We start from the raw sequence: 25,932 nt of genomic DNA, 5'->3' as shown, positions 1-25,932 counted from the left end.
TCCCTAGAATTCCGCTCCCACCGGCATGCGTTTCCGACGGGCCCTGTGAAGACGGAGTAGAAGCAATGCCCAAACCGGAAAGCTTCCCAATCGAGAACATTTACGTTCCCGTGAAGAGGAAGAAGGCAATCAAGCCCGAAGTCGTCGAGGAGATCGCGGGAAGTATCCTGGAAATCGGACAACAGGCCCCCATCCTCGTTCGGCCCGACGAAGGCCGCTTCGTTCTGGTCGAGGGACTGCATCGGCTCGAAGCCTGCAAGGCGCTCGGCGAGACAACCATTATCGCAATCCTGGTCTCGGCCGAACCTGCTCAAAAAAGAACACCCTTGTTCGAAAGCCCCGAAGCGGAAGCAGAGCGCGACAAGATGGCGCGGCTGAAAAAGCTGCGTCTCGAGAAGGAGGCCGCAGACAGATCGACCGCTGACTTGAGGGGTGTCATGGAAACGGAAGCGCAGCTTCTGCGAACCGGTTCGGCGAAGGGCGTCCGTCACAATGCCAAGACATCGCCGAGCCGGACTTCAGGATCGGCCCCGAAAACCCTGTCGGAATGGATCACTAGGCAAAAGCGCGACGGCGGTCGTTATTGATTGCTTGGTTCCTTGGGCGTTTTCGAGCGAAATGGATACCGGTTCGCGCGGAGAAAACGCGTCAGAACAAGGGTCCAGGGCACGATGTGTGCTCGCTCGGGCGCAACGCAACATCAGCACATCGGCGCGGACCAGATTTGCTGCAATGCAATGAGGGCGATTGGTCTCCCGGCAAATTGACGCTTGTCATTTGCATGCACCAACGGTCAACCTAGACGTCCCATTCGGGCAGCACGTTGTGCACGACATCGTTTCGCACCTCCTGAAGCGCGAGCGGCCTAGAGGCTGTTCGGATGGCAAACAACAACTCGTTGGCGGCAAATGCCGGCGGGACGAAGCCGTGAGGACGCCTTGACCCTGTCAGCACCAAAGAAGCAGATTCTCCCATTGATCGATCTGCCGCACGGCCTTGCGCTGCTGCGCAATCCGCTGCTCAACAAGGGCACCGCCTTCTCGCTCGCCGAGCGCGACGCCTTCGGCCTGCGCGGCCTCCTGCCGCCCCACGTCTCGACCATGGAGGAGCAGGCAGACCGCATTTTGAAGAACCTGCGCCGCCTGCCGGACAATCTGGAGAAGTTCGTCGCTCTCAACGCGTTGCGTGACCGCAACGAGACGCTGTTCCTGCGCGTGGTCTGCGACAATATCGATGAGATTCAACCACTTATCTACACCCCGACGGTCGGTGAGGTCTGCCAGCGCTTCGGCGACATCTTCCGGCGTCCGCGCGGCCTCTACATCAGCACCAATGACAGCGGCCGGATCGCCGAGTTGATGCGCAACTGGCCGCACCCCGCGCGGCTGATCGTGGTGACGGACGGCGAGCGCATCCTTGGCCTCGGCGACCTCGGCGCCAACGGCATGGGCATTCCGGTGGGCAAGCTCTCGCTTTATGCCGCCTGCGCCGGCGTCCATCCCTCGCTGTGCCTGCCGGTGGTGCTGGACGTCGGCACCAACAATGCCGAGCTCCTGAAGAACCCCCAGTATATCGGCCTGCGGCAGCCGCGGCTGCGCGGCGGCGACTATGACGCAATCGTCGACGAATTCATGCGAGCCGCGCAGCAGGCTTTTCCCGGCGTGCTGATCCAGTTCGAGGATTTCGCCAACCACAACGCTTTCCGGCTGCTGCAGCGCTATCGCGACGCCGCATGCGTCTTCAACGATGACATCCAGGGCACCGCGTCGGTGGCGCTCGCCGGCCTGTTCTCGGCGCTGCGGGCCACCGGAGGCCGGCTGACGGAGCAGAAGCTCCTGTTCCTCGGCGCGGGTGAAGCGGCGACCGGTATTGCCGACCTCGTGGTGGCCGCCATGGTGGCACAGGGCAATTCGGAGGAGGAAGCGCGAAGCCGGATCTGGCTGGTTGATTCGAGGGGCCTGGTGGTCAAGGCACGCAATGACCTCGCCGAGCACAAACTGGGCTACGCTCACGAGTACCCGCTGGTGACCGACTTTCTGGCGGCGATCAAGGCACTCCGGCCCACCGGCATCATCGGGGTCTCGGCGGTGGGCGGCACCTTCACGCCCGAGGTGCTGCGCACCATGGCAGACTTCAATGCCCGACCAATCATCTTCGCGCTATCCAATCCCACCTCGCAGGCGGAATGCAGCGCCGAGGAAGCCTATCGTCACTCCGGCGGCCGGGCGCTGTTCGCCTGCGGCAGTCCCTATGCGCCGGTGACGTTCGATGGCCTCAGCTTCGTGCCGCGCCAGGGCAACAACTCCTACATTTTCCCGGGAGTCGGCCTCGGCGTGATCGCCTCCGGCGCCAGCCGGGTCACCGACGAGATGTTCATGGTGGCGGCGCGGACCCTGTCAAATCTCGTCACCGAGGCGGATCTCGCGCAAGGCAGCCTCTATCCGGCGCTACCGCGCATTCGCGAGGTTTCCTGCCATATCGCAACGGAAGTGGCCCGCCTCGCCTATCAGCGCGGCCTCGCCAGCGGCCGCGAACCTGATGATGTACTCGGCCACGTCCGTGCCCAGATGTTCGAGCCGGAATATCGCAGCTACCTTGCGCCTTAGAACTCCGCGCCCCCGAATGCAGCGCCTGGCCGCACGAGCGGCGTCGCCCCTTCCGCGTTAGATCGACGCGGCGACTTCCGCGCGGCGCGCCCCGAGTTGCGCCTTGAACGCAGCAATGAAGACCTCGAGGCCAGTCGAGGTTAGACCGTTCTCGGTGATGAGACCGAGCCTCATGAGATTGGTCGTTTCGGACATGCGGTCCCCATGCGTGGAACCACCACCGAACAGCTTGATGACAATGCGCTGCTCTCGGCGCGTCAGCGCGTTCCAAAGCGTCAGATCATGCACCCCAATGCCCCGTGCGAATCATTACACGACACATAGAGATTAGCTGATTGATCGGGGGCGAAACCGTGGCAGCAGATTCATTCGCTGAAAAGATGTCACGTTTTCCACGGATGCTCGCAGGATCTCCCGAACCTTAGTGGTCGCTTCGGATCAAATGCGCGGCAGACAGAAGCCGCGAGCGACGACGAATGGCGCCGCAGCAGTGACACCGGCTACTGCAATCCGTTCCGGAAACGAAGCTACGGAGCGATCCAGATACCCAGCCCGATAATCGCCACCGAAACGGCAATCATCAGCACGTCGGTCGTGAGCCAATCAGGCATCCTGCGTATGGGCTTTTCGCTCATGTCCGCGACTCCTTCTGTTCGCGTCGATCCCGTATGCTGGCCCGCAAAATCACAAGCGTGCGTGAGGTAGTTCACACCAGCCAGCGAAAACGGGCAGCAAAGCCAGATCCATAAAACGGCTCTCGCCCGCGACCACCGGTTGCGGGAAGCCGGCATGATCTTTGGAGGCTGCATTTTGGAATCAGTTCTCCATGAATGCCGGGCTCGGCATTTTCACGGGATGTAAGTCTGTTTTCGACCTGGCCTGAGGAGCGAGCTTTCTTGCCTCGGAGACGGGATCGCAAATCCCGGAGATCAGCATCGGCACGCGGAGGCGGAAATAGCGAAGTCCTCGTCGGGTTCGCAAATGCTCAGTGCCAAGCTGAGCGTTGTCCCTATTGCTCTATGGCGCAAGGCACCACCGAACCGCAAATATCATTCACGCAAACCGATCGGGCCGGAATGCGTCGAGGTTCCGAGCGTCATTTCGCCTTGCGACGAGGTCCCCAACAATGCGGCTCGTCACGCCGGCTAGCGTCATGCCGAGATGTCCATGGCCGAAGGCATGGATCAGGTTTGGAATGCGCCGGCCCGGTCCGATGACAGGCAGCGAATCGGGAAGCGAGGGACGAAAGCCGAGCCATCGCGACTGGACCGGTCCGAGGTCCGGGAAAAGCTTGCGGACGCCCCGTTCCAGAAGGGCGGAATTACGAAGAAGCAAATCGCGCCGCCAAAGGGCAGTTCTCAGTATAACTCCGGCTATTTCGCGCAACGAACCTGATGCGGCTGGGGTTGGTGAGCCGCATTTGCTGACCGATCGTCAGGCCGTGTGGGCTTCCAGGAAGCGCTCCGCGTAGTGGCAGGCGACGAGGCTGCCGTCGAGCGGGCGCAAGGGTGGACGCTGCGAGCGGCAGAGGTCTGTCACATGGGGACAGCGGGTCGAGAAGACGCAGCCCTTCGGCGGATCGAGCGGCGAAGGCACCTCGCCCTTCGGCACGATCCGCTGGCGCTTGCGACCAAGACCCGGCGTCGCGTCCAGCAAGGCCTGCGCGTAAGGATGCAGCGGTCGGGCAAACGTACGCTCCTTCGGTCCGTGCTCTACCGCGAGTCCCAGATACATGACCATCACGTCATCCGCGATGTGGCGCACAACGCCGAGATCGTGCGAGATGAAGAGGTAAGCCAGCCCCAGCTCACGCTGCAGATCGACGAGAAGGTTGAGAACCTGCGCCTGCACCGACATGTCGAGCGCCGAGACAGGCTCGTCGGCAACCAGCAGCTTCGGCCGCAACATCAAGGCGCGCGCGATTGCGATGCGCTGACGCTGACCGCCCGAGAACATGTGCGGATAGCGGCCATATTGCTCCGGCCGCAACCCGACCCTGGTCATCATGTCGAGCGTCTGCGCTCGCCGGTCCCGCTTCGAGAGGTTGGTGTTGATGATGAGCGGCTCTTCCAGTATGGCGCCGACGCGCTTGCGCGGGTTGAGCGATCCATAGGGATTTTGAAACACGATCTGCACGGCCCGGCGCAACGCCTGTGCGGCGCTGGGCCGTGGATTGACCGCATCCATGCCATCGAGCATCAGCGAGCCTCCGCTCGGCTTCTCGATGAGCGTCACGAGCCTTGCGAGTGTCGACTTGCCGCAACCGGATTCGCCGACGACGGCCAGCGTCTTGCCGGCTTCAAGCGCGAACGATATTCCGCCGACTGCGTGCAGATGCGCCCGGCCGCGGAACCAGCCCTGTTTGACGTCGTAACTGCGCCTGAGATCGGTGGCGGTGACAAGCGCCGTCATGACACGATTTCGCGCTTGAAGATCGAGGCCCCGCCGGTGCCACCCCCATCGGCCGCGATGCGCTCATCTCGCGTGGGATCGCCGAGCGGATAGTGACAACGAATCCGTCCGTCCATCCAGGCGCGCAGATCGGGACGTTCCCTGTCGGCCAGCTGCGTTGCATAGACGCAACGTGGACTGAACAGGCACCCATGCGGCCGATCGTATACTCCGGGCACCAAGCCCGGAATGGTGGAGAGCCGGCCGCCGTCGCTCGCCTCCGGGCGTGCCGCCAGCAAGGCGGCCGTATAGGGATGCTGCGGCGACGCGAACAGGCTTTGCGTCGGGCGCTGTTCCATGATCTGGCCCGCATACATCACGGCGACTCGTTCGGTCGTGTCCGAGACTACGCCCATGTTGTGCGTGATGAGGATCAGCGCCATGCCACGATCGCGTTGCAGGGACAGCAGAAGATCGAGGATCTGCGCCTGGATTGTGACATCGAGCGCGGTCGTCGGCTCGTCGGCGATCAGGAGCTTGGGATTGCAGGCGATCGCCATCGCGATCATGACCCGCTGGTTCATGCCGCCGGAAAGCTGGTGCGGATAGGCCGACAGCCGTGTCTCCGGGGCCGGAATACCGACTTGCTCGAGAAGCTCGACCACGCGCCGTCGCGCGGCCTTGCGATCCATCCCTTCATGGATATGCAATGTCTCGGCCAGCTGATAGCCGATCGTGAAGGAAGGATTAAGCGACGTCGTCGGCTCCTGGAAGATCATCGCGACGTCCTTGCCGGTGAGCGCGCGCCGCTCGCGATCGGTCAAGGTCTGCAGATCCCGCCCCTCGAACCGCAGTTTGTCGGCCTCGACACGCCCCGGGGATGGCACGAGTCCCATCAGGGCCAACATGGCGACGCTCTTACCGGATCCGGATTCGCCGACGATCCCCAGCACCTCGCCCTTTTCGAGTGCGATGTCGATGCCATCCACAGCGCGCACCATCCCGCCCCGCGATGGAAACGCGACGGATAGATTCTCGATCTCGAGGAGCGGCATCAGGTCGCCTTTCGACAATGATCAGGCGCTATCGCTTGAGCTTGGGATCGAGCGCGTCACGCAGTCCGTCGCCGAGGAGGTTGAACGCCAGCACGGTTACGAGGATCGCCAAGCCCGGAAGCGTAACGACCCACCAGGCCCGCAGAACAAATTCTCGCGCATCCGCCAGCATGGTGCCCCATTCGGGCAAAGGGGGCTGTGCGCCGAGACCGAGAAAGCCGAGTGCGGCCGCATCCAGGATCGCAGTCGAAATGCCGAGCGACGCCTGGACGATCAGGGGAGCGGTGCAGTTCGGCAACACCTCCTTGAACATCAGTCGGAGGCGCCCTGCACCCGCGACTTTGGCCGCGGTGACGTAATCCTTCGAGACTTCGCTGATCACGGCGGCGCGCGTGATCCGCACATAATGTGGCAACAGCACGATCGCGACCGCAAGCATGGCATTCATCAAGCCCGGTCCAAGGATCGCAACGATGACGATCGCGAGCAAAAGGCTCGGTAGCGTCAACGTGATGTCCATCAGTCGCATGATCGCGATCTCGACCACCCCGCGATAAAAACCCGCCACCAGCCCAAGAATCGTCCCGGCGACCACTGACAGCGTCACGACCGCGATCCCGATCAGAAGCGAAAGCCTTGCTCCGTGAATAAGACGGGAAAGCATGTCGCGGCCGATCGCGTCGGTGCCGAGCGGATAGGCGATCGATCCGCCTTGTTGCCAGACGGGCGGTTTGAGAAAGGCCGTATTGTCCGTGATGACAGGGGAATGCGGTGCAACGAAATCGGCTGACAGCGCGAGGAGAATGAGCACTACGATCACGACGAGGCCCGTCACGGCGCCGCGATTTGCCCTGAAATCGAACCAGAGTTCCAACAGCGGATGCGGCGCAGTGCCTGCTTGCGCGACAACGACAGGGCTTTCGAGGACTTCGGCAGTCATCTTGCGTACCGGATGCGGGGATTGATCATCCCATAGGCGACGTCGACCAGCAGATTGACGATCATGACGATCGCGCCGATCAACAGCGTGCCGCCCTGCAACACCGGATAGTCGCGGCGGTTGATGCCCTCGATCAGCCATTTGCCGACACCAGGCCAGGAGAAGATTGTCTCCGTGAGGATTGCGCCCGTAAACAGGACACCGACCTGCAGCCCGATCACCGTCACCACCGGAATCAGCGCATTGCGCAGCGCATGGATCGCGATCACCCGGAAGCGCGGCAATCCCTTGGCGCGAGCGGTGCGGATGTAATCCTCCCCCAGGACCTCCAGCATGGCGGACCGCGTCATGCGGGCGATCACGGCGAGCGGCACGGTGCCGAGCACGATCACCGGCAGCACGAGATGTGACAGCGCCGAGCGAAAGGCGCCGAAATCGCCGTCTATCAGCGTATCAATCAGCAGGAAACCGGTCACTGGTTCGATGAAGTATTGCACCGCTATTCGCCCCGACACCGGGGTCCATCCGAGCTGTACCGAAAAAAGCAGGATCAACAGCAATGCCCACCAGAAAATCGGCATCGAGTATCCGGTGAGCGAGATCCCCATCACGCCATGATCGAAGATCGAGTTGCGGCGAACGGCTGCGATGATGCCGGCCGGCAAACCGAGGCATATTGCAAACAGGATCGCGCAAACCGACAGTTCGATCGTCGCCGGGAACAGCGTCCGGAATTCAGAAATCACGGGTTCATGGGTGGCAATCGAGCGGCCGAGGTCACCATGCGCCATCCGCGACAGATAGAGACCATACTGGACCAGCAAGGGCTTATCGAAGCCGTAGTCAACGCGCAATTGCGCGAGCCGGGCCGGATCGATGCCATGTTCGCCCGCCATGGTCTCGATGGGATCGCCAGGGATCAATCGAATCAGCACAAACACGAGCAACGTGATCCCGATGAAGGTCGGAATCACGAGACTCAATCGGGTAAGAACGAACCGGAGCATGTCGTCCCTCGGTCATCTCGCCAAAGGAGAAGGGCAAAAGCGGCGGAGCGGCAAAGGCCACTCCGCTCTCGTCTTTTAATCCTTGACGTCGACGCCATAGAAGTTGTGGCGTCCGAACGGCGACAGCTTGAAATCGACAACTCTCTTGCTGACGGGCTTCAGCTGCACCGCGTGCGCGATGGTGAACCACGGAGCCTGTTCCTTGAAGATCACCTGGGCCTGCTCGTACAGCTTGGCCCGCTCGGCCTGGTCGCTGATGGTCTTGGCCTTCACGACAAGATCGTCGAACGGCTTGTAGCAGAATTTGGCGATATTCGAGCCGCCCGATTGAGCGGAGTCGCAGCCCAGCAAGGTGTGCAGGAAGTTGTCAGGATCGCCGTTGTCGCCGGTCCAGCCGAACATGCCCATCTGGTGCTCGCCCGCCTGCATCCGCTTGCGGTATTCGCCCCATTCATAGGACTTGATTTCGGCTTTGACACCGATCTTGGCGAGGTCGGCCTGCATCAATTCGGCAATGCGCCTCGCGTTCGGATTGTAGGGGCGCTGTACCGGCATGGCCCACAGGTCGGTTTCGAAACCGTTGGGAAATCCTGCGTCGGCCAGAAGCTTCTTGGCCGCTGCCGGATCATAGGGGTCGTCCTTGACGTTGTCGTTATACGACCACATCGAGGGCGGGATGGGATTCTTGGCCGGGATGCCGGTCGACAGGAACACGGCGTCGATGATCGCCTTCTTGTCGATCGCCATGCTGATGGCCTTGCGTACGCGCACGTCGTCGAACGGTTTCTTTTGCGTCTGGAAGGCCAGATAGCCGACGTTGAGGCCCGGCTGTTCCAGCACGGTGATGTTCGGATCTTTCCTGATCGCATCGATGTCGGCGGGATTCGGATAAGGCATGACGTCGCATTCGCCCTTCTGGAGCTTGGCCCAGCGAACGGATGCATCCGGCGTAATCGAGTAGACGAGGTCGTCGATTTTCGCCTTGCCGCCCCAAAATTCGGGAAATGCCTTGTACCGAATCACGGCGTCTTTCTGATACTGCACCAGATAAAACGGGCCGGTGCCGATCGGATCCTGGTCGATCTTTTCGGGCGTGCCGGCCTTCAGCATCGCATCCGCATATTCCTTTGACTGGATGGCAGCGAAAGGCATCGCGAGGTCGGCGAGAAATGGGGCCTCCGGCCGATCGAGCGTCACCTTGATCGTGTAATCGTCGACCTTCTCGACCGACTTCAGCAGTTTCGGCAGCCCCATGTCGCCGAAATATGAATGGTTCGGACTTGTCACCTTGAAATACGGATTGCTCTCCTTCCATTGCCGCTCGATCGAGAATATGACGTCGTCGGCATTGAAGTCGCGCGTCGGTTTGAACGACTTGGACGAATGCCACTTCACGCCCTTGCGCAGGTTGAACGTGTAGGTGGTGCCGTCCGGCGAGATCGTCCATTTTTCCGCGAGGCCCGGCACCACTTTCGTGCCACCGCGCTCGAACTCGACAATGCGGTTGTAGATCGGCTCATTGCCGTCGAACGACGTGCCGGTGGTGTTGACGCCGGGATAGAAGTTCTCCGGGCTGCCCTCCGAGCAGAAAACCAGGGTTTTGGCAGAAGCAGCCGAAGCAAACACAAGCGCGGAAGCGCAGACGGCGGCGAGCAGAATTGATCTGTCCACGGGTTGGAACTCCAGGTGAATCCTTTCGGCGCGTTGATTAAGCGCCAGGGACGCCGAGCAAGCTTGCTATCGGGTATTGCCGCTGTCAATGCGTCCTGAGGTGATGCGTCACCGTAGTCCGAAGCAGATGATTCTGCGATGACGTACGAAGCCGGGCCGCTATCCGACTCTTCGGCGGTCTTTCAACAGCAAGTGCGCCATTGGCGTTGAGTCCGAGCGTCTCGGCCGCCATCTCACGCACCATCCAGTCGCCGTTCTTGACGCGCGCGCGTGATCGTTTCCGCCGCCGGCTTCATCTGCGAGAACGCGAGCGCGCTCATCGCAGCGCAGCGCACATGCGCGTGGGAATGGTGGATCGGCAACGTCAGCACCGGGATCGATTCCTCGAGCTTCAGGAAGCCCGTGACGCCGATCGCCTGCACGCGCACGGTGCCGTCCGGGTCCTCACCCTTGCCTGTTGGCATGTCGGTAATTTCGTCGGCGGCCACGAAGTGTTCGAAGGCACCGTGCGATGTTGCAAGCAAGAGCGTGGGAAGATAACGGACCATTCTCATCCTCTTTCGGTTGGATGAGCCGTAGCGGCCATGACAGGGCGAGGGATCAAGCGGGTCAAATCCGGATTGGTCGATTAGTTGCCGCGAAATGCCGATTCCGCGCGCTGGACACGAAGGTGCTGCTGCTCGAAGAACCCTTCGTCGCATTGGACGAGCAGACCCGTGTCATCATGCAAGAGAGCTTCACAATATCTGGCAGCGGCCGAAGATTTTGGTGCCGTTCGTCACTCACGATCATGATGAAGCAATCTTCCTGTCAGACTGCGCCTACTGCATGACTGCGCACGACGACAGGCTTGCCGGGTTGGAAACCGGTTGGCTCGACTTCTAGTCCGCGCTCGCCTTCTTGGCTGGCTACGGCGCTATCCACGCACCCTTCGACCGCCTTCCGCTGAATCCGATTGAAATAAAATTTGATGGGATAAGTCTAAAAGACGACTTGATCTCTAAGTTTCATCAAAAATGCGGCACGTCGATAGCTCGAATGGGTAATGGGTAAGAAGACATGACCGATCAACAGTTGGCTCTTCAGGCCTTCGGCGAAGTCCTGGGCATATTGGACGAATACCTTGAGCCCCGTCCCCACGACAGTGAACGCATTCTCGACAGGCTGGTCGAGGTTCTTGAGCGGCCCGATTTGGTCGTTGCCGTAGGCCGTTTGCGCCAACGAAGTAGTCTCTGAGCAATCCGATGGCGAAACAGTTTCCATTTATCTCCTTGTCCGCTTGCATCGCTACTTTCTTTTTCATCGGAACGCCGATTGCGCAGGCGAAACAACAATGCCGCGCCGCAGCGTCAACAAATCCGCGCGAGCATTGGTCCTGGCGCCTCATCGACGGACGAAAATGCTGGTACGAAGGCAAGCCCATGCTCTCGAAATCATTATTGGAGTGGCCTGCGCGGGTTTCGACGCAGGCTCGTCCCGCTGAAGAGCTTGCAAGCGCCCTCGTACAGAAACCCAGCGATCCGATCGGTTCAGAAGCGACGCCGACTAGCCCGAATACGTTCGATGCCCTGTGGCGCACCAGGGTTGAACAGCGGTAGACCCTGACCTCGGCCGCCGCCACTCATCTGCGTCTCCTCCCCTATGCATCGAGCACCCGTGTGAGGAACCAATAGCTGCCAAGGACCGCAATGAGCGCCGACAGCGCATAAACCGGTGTCGCCGCCCGCACCGGTTTGGCGCTGTCGACGGCCGTTAGCCGGTCCAGGACGATGAGCGCTGGAATAACCATCGAGACGATGGCCACCTGCCCGATCTCGACGCCGATGTTGAAGGCCGCAAGCGCGGTAACGACTGCGTTGGTAGGCAGGCCGATCTCCCGGAGCGCACCGGCGAAGCCGAAGCCGTGAACTAGCCCGAATGCGAAGGTGATCCGCCATCGGTCGTCAATATTGCGCGTGAAGAAGTTTTCCATCGCCACAAACACGATCGATGCCGCGATGGCGGGCTCAACGATGTTGCTGGGAATGACGACGACGTTGAGCGTGGCAAGCGAGAGCGTGATCGAATGGGCGATCGTAAAGGCCGTCACGATCTTGATGACCGGCACAAGTCGTCGAGCCCACAACACGACAGCGACCAGGAATGCGATGTGATCGTAGCCCAGGAAGATGTGCTCGATGCCGGTAACGAGATAGCGCTCCAGGGTCGCGAGCAGCGAGGGCGCCGGGGCGGAGAGCGTGACGGCGCTGTTGGTGGCATCGAGCAGCGCTTGCGGCGCGTTGTCCCCCTCGCCGATCAGCACCACCTGGCGCGCCGCGGAATCGATGTCGGTCAACACCGTCGACCGATAGACGACATTGTCGCCGACATCCCGGCAGGAAAAGTGGTTCCGAAAGATCACGCCGTCCCCGTCGGACACGAGCACGGCCGCGCCCGGCACGCAAGCGTTGCCTTCGGCCCCGGTCACCGCGATATGCGCGGTGATGTAGGCGATGATCGGTGCCGCCGACGCAGCAACCAGCGCCGGATCGACCTGGTCGTGCTGCGCATCAAAGATTCTGGTACCGGCAAGGCGGTCGGCGTCGCTGCCCTTGAGCCCCACCTCGACGTTGACGCCGCGATCATCACCCAATGTCACGCGCGCGGTCGAGAGATTGACCTGATGCGCCTCTGCCGCGACCAAGGCAACGAGCGCAATCGCCCCTGCCAGCAACAGGCACCGTAACCTCACCAGCCCGCTCCGACCGCCTTGAGGAGCTCGGTCAGGCGCCTGGGCTCGTACTCTGCAACCGTGACAACCGCGCCATCCGGCACCAGCCGGGCATACCGATCGAGCCTGTCGGCGGGCGAGCCGAATTCGAGCCGAACCAGGGGTGTCGAGCTGTCCCGCGCGTAAAACAGCACGATCAACGTCGGCAGCGTCAGACCGTATTGTGCGAGATGGGGCGCATCGCCAGGCGCCACACGCGCTTCAGCAATAGCCGCATCGAAACCGCCGAAGGCCGCATCGATGATCGTTGCCTGGGCGGGATCGGCAACATGAACGGCGCCACCCGCCGTGTGCGTGTGCTGGCCGATATGCTTGAACCATGCTCCTGCCGAATCCCGCTCAAAGCGGGTCAGCTTGCCGTTCGCCACGATCTCCATGGCCCACACCTGCGCCATCGAAACCGGCAACAACAGGTCCGCACTGCGGCTCGCGATGGTGGAGATGGCCTTGTTCTGCTGCCGCCGCGCCATGTCGAACACCAGTCGCCACTCCTCCGTCACATGGCGCGGCATCAGATAGACCGTCGGCGCGCCGCCGAGCCTGACATAGTGCGACGTGCCCGCCGGGTTTGTCGTCCCGAAATTCACCGTTGCCACGACGGCCGAACGGGCTTCGAGCACGGCAACCTCGGACGGTGGATCGAGCCCGAACGCCGCAAAGCTCTCGGCAGCGAGTTCGCCCGCGGCAATCTCGCGCGAGGGTTCACTGACCTTGAGAAACTTCAAGGCCGTATCGATGTGCGAGGCAAGATCGGCCGGCGCGGCGCCGTCCACGCCTTCGATCGTCCATTCGCCCCGCTTGCGCCGCAACGCGACGCTATCGACGCCCGACAGAAGGTCGATTTGTTCGATCTCGTTCGGCGTATTGGCAAGGAGACCCTTGGGCGGAGACACCAGCTTGTTATGCAGGTCGGGCCATTGTCCCGAAACGACCAGGGCGAGAAGAAGCGCCAGCAGCACGATGATCGCGATCGGCGCTTTCCATCGCACAGCCACTGGCATCGCCGCCGTCAACGCCGCCTCCACCACATTGCGAAACCGAAAAACGCCGTGCTGAGCGGCAGCACGATCTCGAGCACAATGAAGGTATCGCGCATCTGCGTGCTTGTCAGCGCGATCTCCGGCAGATTGTAGGTCCGCGGCGCGAGATTTGGCGACGCCTCATCCTCGGCAAGCCAGCGGATGATTGCGACCGACAGCTCGCCATTGGAGACATAGGAAAAATATTCGTTGGTCGCGAATTTGCTGGTGCCCGATATCACCAGCCGAAAGTGCTTGTCAGGCAAGGCTCCCGGAAAGGCGCCTTCAAGCGCCACTGCGAGCGCCTGGGCGGCATGCTCGACTTCGACGGGCGCCGGTCCACCGGACGCAACCGTGATGCCAGGCGGCCGCAAATAGCTGTCCTGGCTGCTGGCCGCGAGAACGCTGGCCTTCACCATCGCTGGTGGTTGGCCGAGGCGGATCGGCCGCGCCTGCGCAAACACCGTGAGCGCGAGCCGCGCCGTGATTGGATGCGGCGGATAATAGGGTATCGCGACCTTGTCTGGATCCGTACGAAAATGGTTGAGAGGATCGATGATGATGGCCGGCTCGCTCGACAGGCCAAGCGGGCCCAGCAACCTGCTCTGCAGGTCGTCACCGAGAGGAAACTGCGGATCGATCAACATCACGAGCCGCCCGCCACCCTTGAGATAGTCAACCAGGAGATCCGCTTCGCCCGCTGCCAGCGCAGTTCGCGGACCGATCTCGGCAACCACAGCGCAATCGGACGGAATGGCCCTCGCCATCGCCATGACGAGCGGCCGCATTTCGAAACCAATCTCGTTGAGCGCCAATTGGAGCCGGTCGAGCTGCTCGGGTTCGGCGACCAGCACGTCGTCGGCGCCCGGCACATCATGCCCCCTCAGCGTCTCGACGTGACTGAAATGATAGTGGCCGGGCATGGGGCGGAACGTCTCGCCATGGCCGGTCACGAAACAGACCGTCTCGGCGCGCTTGCGAAGAACGCGCAGCGCGGCGTAGCCGAGGCGCGCGGCGTCGGTGACGTTTTCCACCAGCACCTTGCGGTCGCCGACCTGCAACACGGCCGTATTGTACGCATGCACACCGATGTCGCGCGCAAGTCCCGGCTCCTTGTCGAGATCGATGGCACGGAACGCGAGCAGCGGATGGTTGCGTGCCGCGATCTCGATCATATCCCGCATGCCAACTGCATTGGGGTCGCTGGCGTTGTAGAAATACACCAGTGAAAGCGGAGACCGCAGTTCGTCGACGACGTCAGTGAGTTGCTGCGGAGGGGTGTTCAGCCCTTCGCGGGTTGCGTCGAAATGCACGTCGTGGCGATAGAGGGCGACGTTAGCGCCAATCGCGACGCACAGCGTGCCGCAGACGATCAGCGCGTTCGCGGCCCAGGCCGTCCACCGCGATCCCCGGCCACGCAGCGGCAGACGGACCGCGAGCGCGAACAACGTCAGCAGGGTCAGCGACCATGCCACGAACAACAGACCGTTCGAAATCCTCTCGCCAAATCCGGCAAAGCCGAGCACGCCGAACAGAAGCGCCGTGGCGATGAGCGCGGCAACGATCAGATCGGGTCCGGCGGGCCGCGACATGCGTCTCTCCTACCGCCGCGCCAGTGCGCGCACAGTCAGCAACAGCGTCAGCAGCGTGACGCTGAGAAAGAAGCCGACGTCCGACAGGTAGATCGAGCCCACCGCGAACGGGCGGAAATGCACCGCGAGCGACAAGTTCACCACCAGCGTGTCCGCCGGGCTCGGCAGCAGCCAGCCGAAATTGTCGATGATCCACAAGAGCAGGAAGACGCTGAGCGAGATCAGCGCCGCGATCACTTGGTTCGCCGTGAGCGCCGACGCCAACAGCCCGGTGCCGACCAGGGCCGAACCGAACAGCAAAAGGCCGAGATAGCCGCTGTAGATCGGTCCGAAATCGGGATCGCCGAACCAGGCCAGTGTCGCCGCATAACAGCCCGAGAGCAGAAGCATAACCACAATCAGGCTCATGCTTGCGACGTACTTTGCCAGCACGATCGCGACTTCGGAGACCGGCGCGGTGAGCAACACCTCCATGGTCCGCAGCTTTTGCTCCTCGGCCAGAAGCCGCATTGTGATCAGCGGCGCGGTCAGCATGAACAGCACGAACATCTGGAAGAAGACGTGCACCATGCTGGGCTGATGGCTGATGAACAAGGTGAGCGTGAAGCTATAGCCCATGATGAGCAGGAAAACGGTCATCACTGCGTAGGCGATCGGCGATGAGAACAGCGCCATCTCCTCCTTGCGCAACAGGATCGCAAAGCTTCTCATGCGGCTCCCCTCGACGATTGCCGCGTCAGGTCGAGAAACACGCGCTCGAGATCCGGTCGAGCTTCGTTCAATTCCGAGACGGCGACGCCGGCCCCGACCAGTGCTGCCACGATGTCGGCGGCCAGAGAGGCGCGCGGCTCGGCCCTGATGAGATAATGCCTCGCTCCCGAACCAGCGTCCGCTTCGACGGTGAGGTCGCGCACGCCGGCGACGGCAGAGACGACGCCGCGGACGGTCGCTTCCGGCGCGGTTGCCGCCAGCCGCAGCACGGTTTCTTCCGATTTCCCCTTCAGCGCGTCGGCAGTCAAAAGCGTGCCATCGAGCAGGATCATCACCCGCGAAGCGATCTTTTCGATCTCGGGTAGGATATGTGAGGCGATCAGTACGGTATGGCTTCTCGCGAGCGAGCGAATGAGATCGCGAACGCCAATGACCTGGTGCGGATCGAGCCCGCTGGTCGGCTCATCCATCACCAGCACTCGCGGCGTGCCTAGCAGCGCTTGCGCAATCGAGACGCGCTGGCGGAAGCCGCGGGAAAGCTTGGCGGTCAGGAGCGTCATGACGCGGGTGAGATCCAGTCGCTCGGCCGCCTGGTCCACCGCTGCCTTGGCTGCAGTTCCTCGCAATCCCCTGAGATTGGCCATGAAGTGAAGAAACTCGCCAACCCGCATGTGATCGTAGAGTGGTGCGTCTTCCGGCACGTAGCTGATCAGGCGGCGGACCGAAAGCGAGTCAGTCACGACGTCATGGCCGCCGACTTCGATACGCCCGGAGGTCGGGACGAGATAGCCGGTCAGCATACGGAAGATCGTGCTCTTGCCCGAGCCGTTGGGCCCAAGCAGACCGACGATCTCGCCCTCGTCAATGCCAAAGGACACGTCGGTGACGGCGCGCCGCGGCCCGTACCATTTGGTGACATGCTGCGCCAGCACAAGCGGTGACATCAACTTGCAAGACCCGGATTCAGCAAAGACGCGCGCGTCGTATTCCACCCGCCCGCGATCCCGAGCGCGAGGCTCGAGATCGCGTTCCGCTCACGGCGCGCCGTTCGATCACTCGTAAAATTCGGGCGAGTGCTTGTGGGCTTTGTAAACGTCCGGATCGTGCGCGAAGATGATATCGCCACCCTCGACGTCGTGCACCCGCTTGACCCAGGCATAGGCGTCGAGCATGCCGACGGGATCATAGACGCTGCCGATGCTCGGCAGGATATTCTTGTCAAGATTCTCCTGCAGATAGACGGCGTCGCTGGTGAGCACGACCGTTCCGGTCTTCGGCAAACGAACCACCATGATTTGGCTGCCGGGAGTGTGCGATACCGATCGATGGATATAGATGCTGTTGTCGCCGAACAGGTCGAGATCGCCGTCGAGCTCGATCGTCTTGTACTTGCTCGGCATCGGGCCGCCGACGCTGTTGCGCAGCATGGCGAAATCGTCGCTGATGAAGAAAGTGGCATAGCCCGGCGCCGGCCAGAATGCGTTCCTGATCTCGTCGCGCTGGTACACGAAGGTCGAATCCAGGAACTTGCCGATATTGCCGGCGTGGTCGACGTGGAAGTGGCCCAGCACGACATACTTGATGTCGGACGGCTTGACGTCGATTTTGCTGAGCTGGGCATCGATGGCGATGTCCGGCGAGCGGCCCGGATCAAGTGCCTTCACGAACGGCCCCCAATAGTCCGGATTGGTGATGATCTTGTCGTTGTTGCCGCAGTCGAACAACACGTCTCCCTTGGGGTGACGGATGAGGAAGAAGCCCACCGGAATCTGCACTTTGCCGCTGGCGCCGTTCTGGATGATCGACTTGTCGAGATTCAGTGCCCCTGAGCTGAACACGTAGAGCTTCATCGCTTTCGGGGCCTCGGCCGCCATCGCTCCGGCGGCTGTCAGAAGCAGTCCTAAGGTCAACGAACCAAGGACTCTCGCACAACGCAGCAGCATATCGTCCTCCCTGTTTAACCAATTTCTATCGTTCATTAGGACGCCAGATTGTTACCACAACAATGTGTCGGTTGTGCAGACCTAAAGTGCGGCCGTCAGACGAAGTTGCGTCGGCTGAATGCTGCACGGCAACAAGTCGGAGCCAGCCAACCATCACAGGTGTAGAAGGATGTTATTTCACCGGGCGAGACATTCGCCCGCGCATGTTTGTCGTTGGCCGGCCTCAGGCCAGCACGCACCATCGCCGAAATGCCAGCTTGATCAGAACGTAATCGCCGATCTACAGTCGGGAGCCTAATAAAAACAGTCGGCCGCAGAAGCAGCCGCGATAACAGGTCATGGGAGGTGCAGGTCGATGAGCGGACTCATTACGCGTCGCACGATGTTGGCCGGCGGCACCGCCAGCCTGCTAGCCGCTCCCTGGGTGGCCAGAGCGCAGGCCAAGACATTGCACATCGGCATGCAAAGCATCCTGTCAGGGCCGATCGCACTGCTTGGCACCTCCTCCCGCAACGCACTGATGATGGAGCAGGATCGCATCAACGCTGCCGGCGGCTTTCTCGGCCGGCCGATAGAGTTCGTCTTCCGCGATTCAAAGGGGCAGCCCCAGGAAGCCGCCCGCCTGACACGCGAGCTGGTGAACACCACGGGTTGCGAGCTCCTGATCGATGCCGAGGCTTCGTCCGGCTCCTTCGCGGTCCAGGAGGTCGTGCGCGACCTGGGCGTAGCCTGTATTCACAGCAACAGCGAGACCTCGTCGCTGACCGCCGACCCCAAGATCCGCGTCCCCACCGCCTTCCGCGTCGCGCGCCAGGGGGTGCACGACGCGGTGGCCGGCAGCATCTATCTCTCCGAATATGCCAACACCAAGAAGCTCAACAAATGGGCGACCTGCTCGCCTGACTACGCCTACGGTCGCGACACCACGGCGCAGTACCTGCAGTTCTTCAAGCAATTCAAGCCGGACATCGAGATCACCACCGAGGCCTGGCCCAAGCTCGGCCAGCCCGATTTCACCGAAGTTATCACCAAGCTGATCCAGGCCAAGCCTCAGGCCCTGTTTACGCTGCTGTATGCCGGCGACCTCTCGGCGTTCGTGAATCAGGGCAACATCTATGCGCTGTTCGGGCAGATGGCGGTGGCGACGCCTAATGTCGACTATCCCGTGCTGGCCGCCATCAAGAACCTGCCGCCCGGGATCCAGTCCGCGACGCGCTACCTCGAGACCTTCCCGAATACGCCCGCCAACAAGGAATGGGGCGAGGCCTATTTCAAGCGGTGGAACGAGCGGCCGACCAACTGGTCGTGGCAGAACACGGTGGCGATGCAGTTCTACGAGTCCGCCATCAAGAAGGCCAACTCGCTCGATGGCAAGGCCATCGCCGCGGCGCTCACGGGCATGAAGATCAACACGCCGTTCGGCGTCGACGGCACGATCACCATGCGCGACGACCACACGACCATCAACTACGCCATCGGCTGGGGCCAGACCACGCCGAAGGAGCCGTTCATCATCGACGTGAAAGCCGCCGACTGGGGCAAGATCATCGAGCTCGAGACCGACTGGAAGAAGCAGCAGAAGTACATCTGAGCTTCAGATGGACCTCGACGCGCTCGGCGCCTGCCTCACAACACCGGCCTGCGTGGTCACCCAGGCCACCAGCGGGCTGATCGTGGGGATGTTGCTGTTCCTGGTGGCTGCGGGCGTGACCCTGATTTTCGGCGTGCTGAAAATCGTGAATTTCGCCCACGGCACCTTCTACATGCTGGGCGGCTACGTCGCCTATTCCGCGCTCGGCGCAACCGACAGCTACGCCCTTGCGGTGCTGTCGGCAACGCTCGCCATGGCACTGTTCGGCGTCGTGTTCGAGCGCGCACTGATGAGCCGGGTCTATGGCTCCAACGTGCTGATGCAGCTCCTGGTCTGCTACGCCGTGGTGTTGATCTTCGACGACGTCGTGAAGATCGTCTGGGGGCCCGAGTTCCACGCCATGGGGATGCCGCCGGCCTTCCAGGTGCCGCCACTCTTCATCGCGGGCGGCGTCGTGCCGCCCTTTTATGCCGTGCTGATCGTCATCGCTGCGCTGATCGCAATCGTGCTCGGCCTCGGTCTCTCGATGACGCGGCTGGGCAAGACGGTGCGCGCCGCCGCGATCAACTCCCAGATGGTGTCGGCGCTCGGTATCAACACGACACTGCTGTTCGCCATCGTCTTCGCCGTCGGCGGTGGACTGGCGGGGCTGGCGGGTGCGCTTGCGGCGCCGGTGCGCTCGCTGTCGCCAGGCATGGGCTTTTCGATCCTGATCGAGAGCTTCATCGTCACGGTGATCGGCGGCATGGGCTCGATCGGGGGCGCGCTGGTGTCGGCCCTCCTGATCGGCATGGTCCGGGCCTTCGGCACGATCGGTTTCCCTCAATTCACCGACGGACTTATCTATATCGTCATGATCGCCATCCTGCTCTTGCGCCCGCAGGGTCTGTTCGGGCGCAGCCCATGAAGCCTCACCCAGCCTCACGCGATGTGGTGATTGCCGCTGTTGCCCTGATCGTCGTGCTGGCGATCCCGCTCTTCCACCGCAGCCCGGCCTTTGAGGATTTCATCATCCGCCTGAGCGCCATGGCGTTGTTCGCAACCTCGCTCAACCTCCCGGTCGGCAACACCGGCATGGTCTCGTTCGGCCACGGCATGTTCTATGGCCTCGGCGCCTACGCCTTCGCATTGATGATGCAGATGACGGATCTCTCGCTTCCCGTCGCTGCCGTGCTCGCGGTGTCGATCACGACCCTTGCCTCCTTCTGCGTCGGCGCCATCTGCGTGCGCCTCAGCACCGATTACTTCGCCTTCATCACGCTCGCGTTCCAGATGCTGTTCTACAGCGTCGTCATTTCATGGCAGAGCCTCACCGGCGGTGACCAGGGCCTGCGCGGTGGTATCCCGCGCCGCGAGATCTTCGGTTTCGAACTCTCTTCGCAGCTTCATCTTTACCAGTTCTGCTCCGTCGTCGCGGTGCTTGGGCTGCTCGCGCTGCGCCACGTCTCGACGAGCCCGCTCGGCCAGACGCTGCGCATGATCCGCGACAACGAGGATCGCGCGAGCTTCCTTGGCGTCGTTCTGTGGCGAGCCCGGCTCCTGGCCTTCACAATCGCCGGCGCCTTCGCGGGACTGGGCGGCGTCTTGGCTGCGCTGTTCGTCTCGGGCGCCTATCCCGAACTCGCCGACTGGCCGAACTCCGGCCAGGCGATCTTTGCCGTCATGCTCGGCGGCATCAACAGCTTCCTCGGCCCCGCCCTGGGCGCTGCGATCCTGCTCGCGCTGAACGATGCGGTGACGCGTTTCACCGAGTATTATGGGCTGGTTCTGGGGATCGTGATCCTGGCATTCGCCGTGGGTTTCCGCCGCGGCGTGCTCGATTTCCTCAGACTGGCCTGGCCCCGAAGTTCGAAATGAAGCTCGAGATCAGAAATCTCACCAAGACGTTCGGTGGCGTGCGGGCCATCGACGATGTATCGCTCGACTTTCCGTCGGGGTCGCTTTCGGCCGTGATCGGTCCAAACGGCGCAGGCAAGAGCACGTTTTTCAACCTGATCAGCGGCGCGTTCCCTGCCGATACCGGCCAGGTGCTGCTCGACGGCGACGACGTCGTTCGCCTGTCGAAGACCGCACGGATGCAACGTGGCATCGGGCGGGCGTTCCAGGTCGCAAGCTGCTTTCCGACCATGACGGTGGCGGAAAATCTCACGGCTGCGGTCACCGCCCATGTCGGCCAGTGGGGTAATCTCTCCCGGCGCTTTCCGCCGCCCGGCGTACGCGAGCGTGCCGGCGAGGTGATGGAGTTGATAGGCCTGTCCCATGTCGCGAATGTCGAGGCTGCGATCCTCTCGCACGGCGACCAGAAGCTGCTCGATATCGCCATTGCGCTTGCGCTCGAACCCAAGGTGCTTCTTCTCGACGAGCCGACGGCCGGCATGGGGCCGGAGGAGCGCTGGCGCATGATCGAGCGCGTGCGCGGTCTGTGGGAACAGCGCAAGCTCACGCTGATCTTCATCGAGCACGACATGGACATCGTCTTCCGGATCGCGAGCACGATACGCGTGCTTTGCTACGGGCGGCTGCTGGCCGAAGGCACACCGGAAGAGATCCGCAACAACCAGTCGGTGATCGACGCGTATCTTGGCACGGAGGCCCACGCTGAATGACCGACCTCTTGCGCGCCGAGGGATTGAGCGCCTTTTATGGTGCAAGTCAGATCCTGTTCGATGTCGATCTCGCGCTTCAGGAAAAGCGCACACTGGCACTGCTCGGGCGCAACGGCGCCGGCAAGAGCACGACCATGAAGGCGCTTGCCGGAGTGGTACCGGCAAGGCACGGGCGCATCTTCTTTGGCGGCCGCGACATCACCCGCGCGCCGCCGCACACGCGCGCCCAGCTCGGCCTCGCTTATGTACCCGAGGACCGGCAGGTGTTTCCGGAGCACACCGTCGAGGACAATCTCCTGATCGCGGCCAAGAGCGGCCCCGACGGACGGCGAGATTGGACCTTGCCGCGCATCTGGGACACCTTCCCGCTGCTGACCAAACTCCGCTCGCGCCAGGCGGGCCGCCTGTCCGGCGGTGAGCAGCAACTCCTGGTGATCGCGCGTGCCTTGATGGGCAATCCTCTCGTCCTGCTGCTCGACGAACCGAGCGAGGGGCTGGCCCCGATCGTCGTCGCCACCATCGGCAAGGTCCTGCGGGAACTGGGAGCGAGCGGCGCCACCATCCTGCTTGCCGAGCAGAACATGCATTTCTGCCTGCGGATAGCCGAAGAGGCCGTCGTCATCGACAAGGGCAAGGTCGTTCATCGACAGGATACGGCTGGCCTTGCCGGGAACGATGATATCCGGCGGCGCTATCTTGCGATGTAGCGAGCCGGCCGGCGGAACCCAGCACAGGCTGATCGGGGTGGTGGGGGTTCTCAGAAACCCGCACCCAGATCCGGCACGATGTGGCCGCACGGGTTGGCAGGCGAGCTGGTTTCCACCTCACGCTCCCCTTCCCTCCCGTTGGCCGACCTCGCAACGCCACCCGGCAAGGCGCTCGGCCGGATGCTGCTTCATCCATTCGGCAAGCTGCGGCGCGCCCATCAGACACGACTGCACCGAGACGGCTGCGAAATCCGAGGTGGTGACGGTCCGATCGTAGCAGTTTGCCGGCGACGACAGACTGCAAAGCACCGCAATGATCTTGATCACGAGAGGAGCTCCCCTCCGTTGATCACCTGGATCGTTGACGCATTGCGGTTCTGCTCGCTGGGAGCAGCCGGCGGAAAGACGCTGTCATACATCGCGCGGGCTTCGCGAATGAGGCGGATGCGCTCGCGTTCGGCCTTTGACACAAAGGGAATAACTTCACCCATGGATCGCTCCTATTGAATTATAATCATCATTCATTCTGGTCATGTGGGGTCCTTGACGTCGGCTTTGAAGCCCTCGGGTGGTAACGCATGAACAAAAGTGCGTGTTCCTGTCCGGATCCCGGAACGAGGGCATGGCAGGTCGGCTCATGCGGCGCTACGCGGCGAACCGGTTTCTGCCGATCAAGGTCCGCGCTTTCCTCGAATTTGCGGTGCCGACGTTGAAGAGAGTCTTCGCGGAAACCTGGCTATTGCTCCGCCTGATGCATCAACAACTCGGCAATCCGGTCATCCGCACGACGCAGCCTTCGACAAAGCTCACGGTTGATATTCTGCATGACCAGGACATAGGCGTGAATATCTGCCTTGTAATACGTGTAGAGATTTCGCGCTGTAAGTTCAAACAGAACCGTCGGGCTCTGCGCGGCGACGGAGGCTGATCGATTTTGCATTTCGATGAGCGTCATCTCTCCAAAAAAATCACCGGCCTCAAGACCTGCCATACGAATCGAGCGCCCCGAATGGCCGAGCCGGCTCACTACGAGCCTGCCGGAGTGAACAACAAACATCGAACGCCCTGGCTCGCCTTCAGCTACGATCGCTGCGCCGACTTCGAAGCGGCGCTCGACGAGCATCGAGATCAACAGGTCAAGACTTCTATCTGACAGCCCTCCGAAGAAAGGCGTGGCGAGCAGGAAAGCCTTCAATTCTGGAGAGCTCACAGCCATCGGGCTACTATACTGCCACCCTCGACGGCAGCAAGCCCCGGTCCGTGCGAGTGTAGCGTCCGCACATCCGGATGAACCGGATACACCCGCTTGCCAACACAGTCGCACCGAGCCGTTCCGCCTGGCAGCTTCGTGCCCGACTTGAGAGCCGGCGTGGTTGGGAACGCCGGCTCTCACATGCACCTGTTCGTGGATTACACCGGAAACGGTCCGAACGGACCACCCGTGGGGAAGGTCGGTCCGGTGCTCGGAGGAAATGGACCGCGCCCGAGCGTCGGCGAAACATAAATGACTCCTCCATGACCGTCGGAAAACGGAACCCCGAAGCAACCGCCGGTCACGGATTCGAATTCTTCGTCAGACAGCGGACGGACCGTCTGATGCTCATTCCGATATGCACTCATGATAATCTCCATCTGCCTAGGGTGAACGGATGATCCTTGTCATCCGGATGCAGCTTGCCGGACCAACAAGCTGTTCGCTGTGACGTTGATCACGCAGCTTGCGCAAGCGACGCAGATCCATCCTCTCTACCGGATCGTCGATGTCGTTGCCGATCGAGGTGCGGCGGTGAACCGCGCTGATGAACCTGCCGGACTGCAAAAAAGCGAGGTTCTCGTCTCCGAGACCTCGCTTCCATTGATCCCTTTCCATTGGCCCCAAGGCACGAGCCAGCGTTGAACTAGCTCCGAATGGGCCCTCCGGATGAGGTGGGGATGTGGAGTTGGCCCAGAAGCCAACTTATGAAATCGGAAACAGCCGAGCCGCCGGTTCCGCCGCTGTTGCGGCTTCCGCCGCACGCGGAATCGAGTTCGTCAGTCGTCAACTCGCGAATTTTCTGCATTGTTCGCTCCTCTCATCTGTTTCGCATCTGCCCGTCGAGATCATGCTCGCCGCCAGAGCGAAACCCGTATTGCGGGCGCTCCCGGGTCTCGCTCTGGTCGGAGGGCTCAAAAGATGTGGCTGACGCAGTAGCCGATCCCGGCGAGAAGGCCGCCGCCAAGGGCACCGGGTCCGGCACCGACGCCGCCAACCACAGAACCACCCAGGCCGCCTGTCACTGCTCCGGCCGCCATCGCCTTGCCGAGATCTCCCCAACTCCAATCGCCGCCGGCTATGGCGTCGAGTTCGTCGATGGAAAGTTCTCGGGTCTTTTCATTATCGTTCATGCTAGGTGTCATCTCGGTCTTCCTTGCTGTGTGATGGTGCGGGACCACCCCGCAACCTGAGTGCAGCATGTCCGAGCTGCTCGGAAGTTTCCGTGAGAATCGTCACTCGCAACCTTCGCGCGAGTTCGATGGCGCGGCGAACGTTGCGCTTTCTCGCGTCAAAAGCAGCCCGTCGTCGCGCGCTCGCGCCTTGTGATCCAAGTCATGCTCGATCTGAACAGCAGACTTATTGTGATGCGCGGAGTTCGGGCCCCGAACACAAGGCAGCAAACACGAAGGAGCGTGCACAATGAAGGACCGGAGACTGGCAGGCGGATCCCGCCTTCGGCGTCAGCAAGCGCGCGACGCGTTACAGGCGTTCGCGAATGGAGTTCAGGATACCGGCCGTCGTGTCGATGACCCTCACCGCCTCTTGTACCTTTGCGACCCCCACCGGGTTCTTGACGCACTGCTCGGACAACTGAACCAGCCGCTTCCTCTCGCTGGTAAGAATGACATTGGTTTTCTCGACGGCAAACTTGACGACACCTCGCAACGGATTGTCGTCACCAACGTCAGTCAGGTCCTTCTCCATCGTGATCAGGTACTCGTAGCTGGCGAGTTCGTCGGAAATCTGCAGAAGCTCACGAATCGTGGAGTTGATGCAGACGACGTCCCCGTTCGGTACATCCGGCCGCTTTGCGGTTTCAACGAGATCAGTCATCAGGTTCGCAAACAACGGCTTCAGACTTTCCGCCTGCTTGAAGTCGCTCTCGGAAAGGACCCCGGCCCGTGACCCGGAAGACCATAGCAGGCCCAGCACAACGCTGGTTGCGAGCATGGCCTGCCGCGTGTGCGCCGCAAACAACCGCCTTGCCTTGCCGCTCAGCGTGCGCATTCGAGCCCTGCCACCGATTTCGCTCCGGCCTTTGTTGTGACCACGTCTGTTCTATGCGAAG

At 61.8% G+C, this 25,932-nt stretch carries 28 protein-coding genes and 2 pseudogenes; 10 read left to right on the top strand and 20 right to left on the bottom strand.

Annotated elements, in window-relative coordinates; translation table 11 throughout:
* The first annotated feature begins 65 nt into the window (after window positions 1-65).
* On the top strand, window positions 66-587 hold the full coding sequence (locus JQ586_RS34925) for a ParB N-terminal domain-containing protein (RefSeq protein ID WP_212399178.1): 522 nt from the start codon (window positions 66-68) through the stop codon (window positions 585-587).
* Between the two features lie 351 nt (window positions 588-938).
* On the top strand, window positions 939-2,606 hold the full coding sequence (locus JQ586_RS34920) for an NAD-dependent malic enzyme (protein WP_249148551.1): 1,668 nt from the start codon (window positions 939-941) through the stop codon (window positions 2,604-2,606).
* Between the two features lie 57 nt (window positions 2,607-2,663).
* Here JQ586_RS34920 and JQ586_RS34915 read toward each other — a convergent pair whose 3' ends face one another.
* From JQ586_RS34915 to JQ586_RS34880, 8 genes and pseudogenes are all read right to left on the bottom strand, one after another.
* Window positions 2,664-2,894 (bottom strand): hypothetical protein, encoded by a 231-nt coding sequence (locus tag JQ586_RS34915; RefSeq protein WP_212399176.1) that lies wholly within the window; start codon window positions 2,892-2,894, stop codon window positions 2,664-2,666.
* Window positions 2,895-3,659: 765 nt separating this feature from the next.
* A complete protein-coding gene (locus JQ586_RS34910; protein WP_312017061.1) occupies window positions 3,660-3,941 on the bottom strand; it encodes an FAD-binding oxidoreductase in 282 nt (93 codons plus the stop codon).
* Between the two features lie 99 nt (window positions 3,942-4,040).
* The gene (locus tag JQ586_RS34905) at window positions 4,041-5,018 is read right to left on the bottom strand and encodes a peptide ABC transporter ATP-binding protein (protein WP_212399174.1); all 978 of its coding nucleotides are present in this window, start codon (window positions 5,016-5,018) and stop codon (window positions 4,041-4,043) included.
* Window positions 5,015-6,052, bottom strand: a complete 1,038-nt coding sequence (locus JQ586_RS34900; RefSeq protein ID WP_212399173.1) for an ABC transporter ATP-binding protein — start codon at window positions 6,050-6,052, stop codon at window positions 5,015-5,017. The genes JQ586_RS34905 and JQ586_RS34900 overlap by 4 nt, the downstream gene beginning before the upstream one ends.
* A gap of 28 nt (window positions 6,053-6,080) precedes the next feature.
* Window positions 6,081-6,992, bottom strand: a complete 912-nt coding sequence (locus JQ586_RS34895; protein ID WP_212399172.1) for an ABC transporter permease subunit — start codon at window positions 6,990-6,992, stop codon at window positions 6,081-6,083.
* A complete protein-coding gene (locus tag JQ586_RS34890) occupies window positions 6,989-7,999 on the bottom strand; it encodes an ABC transporter permease subunit (RefSeq protein WP_212399171.1) in 1,011 nt (336 codons plus the stop codon). The genes JQ586_RS34895 and JQ586_RS34890 overlap by 4 nt, the downstream gene beginning before the upstream one ends.
* A gap of 75 nt (window positions 8,000-8,074) precedes the next feature.
* The gene (locus tag JQ586_RS34885; protein ID WP_212399170.1) at window positions 8,075-9,670 is read right to left on the bottom strand and encodes an ABC transporter substrate-binding protein; all 1,596 of its coding nucleotides are present in this window, start codon (window positions 9,668-9,670) and stop codon (window positions 8,075-8,077) included.
* A 178-nt stretch (window positions 9,671-9,848) separates the two neighbouring features.
* Window positions 9,849-10,116 (bottom strand): annotated as a pseudogene (locus JQ586_RS34880) (HEAT repeat domain-containing protein); the annotation flags it as partial.
* Between the two features lie 206 nt (window positions 10,117-10,322).
* On the opposite strand from JQ586_RS34880, the pseudogene JQ586_RS40850 reads away from it, so the two are divergent.
* Window positions 10,323-10,507, top strand: a pseudogene (locus JQ586_RS40850) (ABC transporter ATP-binding protein); the annotation flags it as partial.
* Window positions 10,508-10,651: 144 nt separating this feature from the next.
* Here the strand turns inward: JQ586_RS40850 and JQ586_RS34875 are convergent.
* Window positions 10,652-10,891: a hypothetical protein gene (locus JQ586_RS34875; RefSeq protein WP_212399169.1), complete on the bottom strand. Its 240-nt coding sequence runs from the start codon at window positions 10,889-10,891 to the stop codon at window positions 10,652-10,654.
* Window positions 10,892-10,914: 23 nt separating this feature from the next.
* On the opposite strand from JQ586_RS34875, the gene JQ586_RS34870 reads away from it, so the two are divergent.
* On the top strand, window positions 10,915-11,268 hold the full coding sequence (locus JQ586_RS34870; RefSeq protein WP_212399168.1) for a hypothetical protein: 354 nt from the start codon (window positions 10,915-10,917) through the stop codon (window positions 11,266-11,268).
* A 41-nt stretch (window positions 11,269-11,309) separates the two neighbouring features.
* Here the strand turns inward: JQ586_RS34870 and JQ586_RS34865 are convergent, their stop codons facing one another.
* The 6 genes from JQ586_RS34865 to JQ586_RS34840 form a co-directional block, all read right to left on the bottom strand.
* Complete coding sequence (locus JQ586_RS34865; protein WP_312017060.1) at window positions 11,310-12,272, bottom strand: HupE/UreJ family protein; 963 nt, start codon at window positions 12,270-12,272, stop codon at window positions 11,310-11,312.
* 125 nt (window positions 12,273-12,397) lie between these two features.
* A complete protein-coding gene (locus tag JQ586_RS34860) occupies window positions 12,398-13,468 on the bottom strand; it encodes a DUF4340 domain-containing protein (protein WP_212399167.1) in 1,071 nt (356 codons plus the stop codon).
* Window positions 13,450-15,051, bottom strand: a complete 1,602-nt coding sequence (locus JQ586_RS34855) for a Gldg family protein (protein ID WP_212399166.1) — start codon at window positions 15,049-15,051, stop codon at window positions 13,450-13,452. Before JQ586_RS34855 ends, JQ586_RS34860 begins: the two co-directional genes overlap by 19 nt.
* Window positions 15,052-15,060: 9 nt before the next feature.
* Window positions 15,061-15,762 carry an ABC transporter permease gene (locus tag JQ586_RS34850; RefSeq protein ID WP_212399165.1) on the bottom strand — a complete coding sequence of 234 codons (702 nt, stop codon included), beginning with the start codon at window positions 15,760-15,762 and terminating at the stop codon, window positions 15,061-15,063.
* Window positions 15,759-16,706: an ABC transporter ATP-binding protein gene (locus tag JQ586_RS34845; protein ID WP_249148555.1), complete on the bottom strand. Its 948-nt coding sequence runs from the start codon at window positions 16,704-16,706 to the stop codon at window positions 15,759-15,761. Before JQ586_RS34845 ends, JQ586_RS34850 begins: the two co-directional genes overlap by 4 nt.
* A 108-nt stretch (window positions 16,707-16,814) precedes the next feature.
* Window positions 16,815-17,672, bottom strand: a complete 858-nt coding sequence (locus tag JQ586_RS34840; protein ID WP_212399163.1) for an N-acyl homoserine lactonase family protein — start codon at window positions 17,670-17,672, stop codon at window positions 16,815-16,817.
* A 388-nt stretch (window positions 17,673-18,060) separates the two neighbouring features.
* On the opposite strand from JQ586_RS34840, the gene JQ586_RS34835 reads away from it, so the two are divergent.
* From JQ586_RS34835 to JQ586_RS34815, 5 genes are read left to right on the top strand one after another with little or no spacing between them, the layout of a single operon-like run.
* Entirely contained in the window at window positions 18,061-19,296 is a 1,236-nt protein-coding gene (locus JQ586_RS34835; RefSeq protein ID WP_212399162.1) for an ABC transporter substrate-binding protein, read from the top strand.
* 7 nt (window positions 19,297-19,303) lie between these two features.
* On the top strand, window positions 19,304-20,203 hold the full coding sequence (locus tag JQ586_RS34830) for a branched-chain amino acid ABC transporter permease (protein WP_212399161.1): 900 nt from the start codon (window positions 19,304-19,306) through the stop codon (window positions 20,201-20,203).
* Window positions 20,200-21,153, top strand: a complete 954-nt coding sequence (locus tag JQ586_RS34825) for a branched-chain amino acid ABC transporter permease (protein WP_212399160.1) — start codon at window positions 20,200-20,202, stop codon at window positions 21,151-21,153. The genes JQ586_RS34830 and JQ586_RS34825 overlap by 4 nt, the downstream gene beginning before the upstream one ends.
* Window positions 21,150-21,902, top strand: coding sequence for an ABC transporter ATP-binding protein (locus JQ586_RS34820; protein WP_212399159.1), 753 nt, complete (start codon window positions 21,150-21,152; stop codon window positions 21,900-21,902). Before JQ586_RS34825 ends, JQ586_RS34820 begins: the two co-directional genes overlap by 4 nt.
* Complete coding sequence (locus JQ586_RS34815) at window positions 21,899-22,609, top strand: ABC transporter ATP-binding protein (protein WP_212399158.1); 711 nt, start codon at window positions 21,899-21,901, stop codon at window positions 22,607-22,609. The genes JQ586_RS34820 and JQ586_RS34815 overlap by 4 nt, the downstream gene beginning before the upstream one ends.
* Before the next feature lie 117 nt (window positions 22,610-22,726).
* On the opposite strand, the gene JQ586_RS34810 is transcribed toward JQ586_RS34815, so the two are convergent.
* The 3 genes from JQ586_RS34810 to JQ586_RS34800 all read right to left on the bottom strand — a co-directional run bounded on the left by JQ586_RS34810 (window position 22,727) and on the right by JQ586_RS34800 (window position 23,825).
* Window positions 22,727-22,936: a hypothetical protein gene (locus tag JQ586_RS34810; RefSeq protein WP_212399157.1), complete on the bottom strand. Its 210-nt coding sequence runs from the start codon at window positions 22,934-22,936 to the stop codon at window positions 22,727-22,729.
* On the bottom strand, window positions 22,933-23,100 hold the full coding sequence (locus JQ586_RS34805; RefSeq protein WP_212399156.1) for a hypothetical protein: 168 nt from the start codon (window positions 23,098-23,100) through the stop codon (window positions 22,933-22,935). Before JQ586_RS34805 ends, JQ586_RS34810 begins: the two co-directional genes overlap by 4 nt.
* 245 nt (window positions 23,101-23,345) lie before the next feature.
* A complete protein-coding gene (locus JQ586_RS34800; protein WP_212399155.1) occupies window positions 23,346-23,825 on the bottom strand; it encodes a Crp/Fnr family transcriptional regulator in 480 nt (159 codons plus the stop codon).
* A gap of 483 nt (window positions 23,826-24,308) precedes the next feature.
* On the opposite strand from JQ586_RS34800, the gene JQ586_RS34795 reads away from it, so the two are divergent.
* Window positions 24,309-24,506, top strand: a complete 198-nt coding sequence (locus JQ586_RS34795) for a hypothetical protein (RefSeq protein WP_212399154.1) — start codon at window positions 24,309-24,311, stop codon at window positions 24,504-24,506.
* Window positions 24,507-24,775: 269 nt separating this feature from the next.
* On the opposite strand, the gene JQ586_RS34790 is transcribed toward JQ586_RS34795, so the two are convergent.
* Window positions 24,776-24,994, bottom strand: coding sequence for a Blp family class II bacteriocin (locus JQ586_RS34790; RefSeq protein ID WP_212399153.1), 219 nt, complete (start codon window positions 24,992-24,994; stop codon window positions 24,776-24,778).
* 349 nt (window positions 24,995-25,343) lie between these two features.
* Window positions 25,344-25,871 carry a hypothetical protein gene (locus JQ586_RS34785; RefSeq protein ID WP_249148550.1) on the bottom strand — a complete coding sequence of 176 codons (528 nt, stop codon included), beginning with the start codon at window positions 25,869-25,871 and terminating at the stop codon, window positions 25,344-25,346.
* Between the last annotated feature and the right edge of the window lie 61 nt (window positions 25,872-25,932).

This window comes from Bradyrhizobium jicamae (genome assembly GCF_018130215.1).
Lineage (GTDB): Bacteria > Pseudomonadota > Alphaproteobacteria > Rhizobiales > Xanthobacteraceae > Bradyrhizobium > Bradyrhizobium jicamae_A.
The sequence above is the reverse complement of the archived record's forward strand: the minus strand, read 5'-3'. Positions and strand labels throughout refer to the sequence as shown.